Annotated in this window: 1 protein-coding gene; it reads right to left on the bottom strand. The window is 72.4% G+C overall.

All coding sequences use genetic code 11. The features are described from left to right. Positions 1-4,315: type I polyketide synthase (locus ABT092_RS30775; RefSeq protein WP_502968545.1), on the bottom strand; the 4,315-nt coding region annotated here is incomplete at both ends.

The raw sequence follows: 4,315 nt of genomic DNA, 5'->3' as shown, positions 1-4,315 counted from the left end.
TCAACACCACCAACCGCGAACCACCAAACCGCTCCTCCCCCAACCACCACTGAACCCCCAACAACACCCGCTCCAACAACCCCGAAACACCCTCAACCACACCACCCACACCACCACCAAACGCCCGCAACACCACCACCCCAGGCACACCCACCACCACACCCGACACCACATCATCAAAATCCACCACATCCACCACATCCACCACACCCACAGAACCACCCACACCACCCACACCAGAACCACCCGCCACCACCCACTCCACCCGATACAACGACTCCGGGTACTCGGTGCGGGCCAGGGTGAGCTGTTCCTCGGAGATCGGACGCACATCGAGCCGGTCCACGGACACGACGGCCCGCCCGGCGGCGTCCGCCACGTCGAGCGCCACGGCGGTACCCGCGCCGGAGGCCAGCGGGCGCACCCGCACCCGTAGGGCGGTGGCGCCCGTGGCGAAGAGTTCCACCCCCGACCAGGCGAACGGCAGGGCCGCCCGTTCCCCGGCACCGGTCAGGCCCACGGCGTGCAGCGCCGCGTCCAGCACCGCCGGGTGCACGCCGAACCCGTCGACCGCGACCCCATCGGGCAGGGCGACCTCGGCGAACACCTCCTCGCCCCGTCGCCAGGCACCGCGGAGCCCCCGGAACACGGGGCCGTACGACAGGCCGCCCTCCGCGTACCGCTCGTAGACGCCCTCGACGGTGACGGGTTCCGCCCCCGCGGGGGGCCAGACTCCGAGGTCGAAGGCGGCCGAAGCCCCGCGCGCCGCGTCGACCAGGGTGCCCGAGCCGTGCCGTGTCCAGGACTCCTCACCGGCGGCGTCCTCGCTGCGCGAGTACACCCGCACCGAGCGGCGCCGGGAGTCGGCCTCCGGGGCGCCCACCACGATCTGCACCTGTACGCCGCCGCGCTCGGGCAGCACCAACGGCGCCTCCAGCGTCAGCTCCTCCACCACTCCGCACCCGACCTGGTCACCCGCACGGACGGCCAACTCCACGAAACCGGTGCCGGGGAAGAAGATCGCACCGCCGACGACGTGGTCGGCGAGCCAGGGCTGGGTCTGCGCGGAGAGACGTCCGGTGAAGACGTGGCCGCGCGAGTCGGCGAGCGCGACGGCCGCGCCGAGGAGCGGGTGATCGACGGCACCGAGGCCGATGGACTCCGGGTCGCCCTGGCCGTCCGGCTCCTGTTCCCAGAAGCTCCGGCGCTGGAAGGCGTAGGTGGGCAACTCGACAGGTCGGGCCCCGGTGCCCTCGAACACCGCGGGCCAGGCGACCTCGCCGCCCGAGGCGTGGTGTCGGCCGAGTCCCGTCAGCAGGCTCCGAGCCTCCGGGCGGCCCTTGCGCAACAGGGGCACGCACACGAAGCGGGCCAGGCGTTCGGGCCGCTCGGCGCCCTCGGTCTCCTCCAGGCAGGTCTGCGCGAGCCCCGTCAGCACGCCGTCCGGGCCGACTTCCAGGAACCGGGTCACACCGCGTTCCACCGCGGTGCGCACGCCGTCGCCGAAGCGCACTGCCCCGCTGACGTGTCGCAGCCAGTACCCCACGGTGCGCAGGTCCTCGTCGGTCGCGCTCTCCCCGGTCACGGTGGAGATGACGGCCAGCCTCGGTTCACCGAACGACAGTCCTTCGAGCACCCGCCGGAAGTCGTCCAGCATGGGCTCCATCAGCCCCGAGTGGAATGCGTGCGACACCTTGAGGCGGGACGTCTTGCGCCCCTCGGCACCGAGGCGATCGGCGATCCGGGTCACCGCCGCTTCGGAGCCCGAGAGGACCACGGCCCCGGGGCCGTTGACGGCCGCCAGGTCGACTTCCGGTTCCTCGGCGAGGAGGGGCGACACCTCGTCCTCGCTCGCCCGGACGGCGACCATGGCACCGCCCTCGGGGAGCGCCTGCATGAGCCTGCCGCGCGCGGCGACCAGGGCGCAGGCGTCCGCCAGCGAGAGGACGCCTGCGACGTGCGCGGCGGCGATCTCACCGATCGAGTGGCCCATGACGACGTCGGGCAGGGTCCCCCACGATTCCAGCAGTCGGTACAGGCTCACCTCGATCGCGAACAGGCCGGGCTGGGCGTACTCGGTCCGGTCGAGGAGCGCGGCTTCCTCCGAGCCCTCCTCGGCGAACAGGACGTCGTCGAGGGAGCGTTCGAGCAGGGTGTCGAGTTGCTCACGGATCTCGTCCCAGGCCCGACGGTAGGCGGGATAGGTTTCGTACAACTCCCGTCCCATGCCCGGACGCTGGGCTCCCTGACCGGTGAACAGGAACGCGGTCCTGCCGCTGGTGCGGACGGCGTCGGCAAGGGTGCCGTCGGCGAGGGACCTGAGGCCGGCCAGCAGTTCGGCGGTGTCGGCACCGAGCACGGTGGCCCGCCGCTCCAGCGCGCCGCGCCTGGTGGTCAGGGACCAGCCGACGTCGGTCGGGCTCAGCTCGCCGTGGTCAGCGACGTACGCGGCGAGGCGTGCGGCCTGGGCCCGCAGTCCGTCCTCGCCCCGGCCGGAGACGACCCAGGGCACCAACGCGCCGGACGCGGGCGCCTCGTCCGAGGAGGCGATCCGCTCGTGCCCGTGGTCGGGGGCCGCCTGCTCGATGATGACGTGGGCGTTGGTCCCGCTGATGCCGAAGGAGGAGACGCCTGCCCGGCGCGGTCTGCCGGCCTCCCAGGGGACCTCTTCGGTCAGCAGTCGCACGGCACCCGAGGCCCAGTCGATGTGCGTGGACGGTTCGTCGACGTGGAGGGTCCGGGGCAGGGTCCCGTGGCGCATGGCCATGACCATCTTGATGATGCCCGCCACCCCCGCCGCGCCCTGGGTGTGGCCGATGTTGGACTTGACGGAGCCGAGCCAGAGGGGCGCGTCGTCGGGGCGGTCCTGGCCGTAGGTGGCGAGGAGCGCCTGGGCTTCGATCGGGTCGCCGAGGACGGTGCCGGTGCCGTGCGCTTCCACGGCGTCGATGTCGGCGGGGGCCAGTCGGGAGTTGGCGAGGGCCTGGCGGATCACCCGCTGTTGGGCGGGGCCGTTGGGGGCGGTGAGGCCGTTGCTGGCGCCGTCCTGGTTCACCGCGGAGCCGCGCACCACCGCGAGCACCCGGTGGCCGTTGCGCCGGGCGTCCGACAACCGCTCCACCACCAGCACGCCCACCCCCTCGCCCCAACCCGTACCGTCCGCTCCGGCGGCGAACGCCTTGCAACGACCGTCACGGGACAGCCCGCGCTGACGGCTGAACTCCACGAAGGCGGCGGGCGAGGCCATGATGGTCACACCGCCCGCGAGCGCGAGGTCGCACTCGCCGCTGCGGAGGGCCTGCACGGCGAGGTGCAGCGCGACCAGGGACGAGGAGCAGGCGGTGTCCACGGTGACCGCCGGGCCTTCGAGACCGTAGGTGTAGGCGACCCGGCCGGAGACGATGCTGCCGGAGCTGCTGCTGCCCGAGTAGTCGTGATAGACGACCCCGGCGAAGACGCCGGTGGCGCTGCCCTTGAGGGTGGCCGGGTCGATGCCCGCGCGCTCGAACGCCTCCCAGGAGGTCTCCAGGAGCAGGCGCTGCTGGGGGTCGGTGATCAGTGCTTCGTTGGGGCTGATGCCGAAGAAGTCGGCATCGAAGTCGGGCGCGTCGTGGAGGAACCCGCCCTTGTCGACGTAGGTGGTGTCCGGGCGGGTCCCGGTGGGGTCGTAGAGCCGGTCGAGGTTCCAGCCGCGGTTGCCGGGCAGGTCGGTGATGGCCTCGTCCCCGTCCGCGACCAGTCGCCACAGGTCTTCCGGGGACTCGACGCCTCCGGGGAAGCGGCAGGACATGCCGACGATGACGATCGGGTCGTCGGCGACGAGGCCGGTGGACGGGAGGACGACGGCCGCAGCCATCTCACCGGAGACCTCGGCCAACAGGAAGTCGGCGAGGTCGCCGGCGGTCGGGTAGTCGAAGACGAGGGTGGCCGGCAGCCGCAGGCCCGTCGTCTCGTTCAGCCCGTTGCGGAGTTCGACCGCGGTGAGGGAGTCGAAGCCGAGGTCGCCGAAGGCCCGGTCGGGGGCGATGGCCTCGGAGGTCGCGTGCCCGAGCACCGCTGCCACCTGTCCCCGCACCAGGTCGAGGACGACTTCGTGACGCTCGGATTCGGGGAGCACCGCGAGCCGTTCGCCAAGGGAACTCGCGGCGGCGACCGCCGTACGCGAAGCGGCCCGACGACGGGCCGGGCGGCCGGTGAGGTGGTGGAAGAGGGGTGAGAGCTGTGTGCCCTGTGCGCGTAGTGCGTCGAGGTCCAACCGCACCGGCACCAACGCCGACCCCGCACGCACCCCCACATCAAACAACCGCAAACCCTC

Origin of the sequence: Streptomyces sp. NPDC002490 (assembly GCF_040296045.1) — a bacterium.
GTDB lineage: Bacteria > Actinomycetota > Actinomycetes > Streptomycetales > Streptomycetaceae > Streptomyces.
This window is presented reverse-complemented; position numbering and strand designations above follow the sequence as displayed.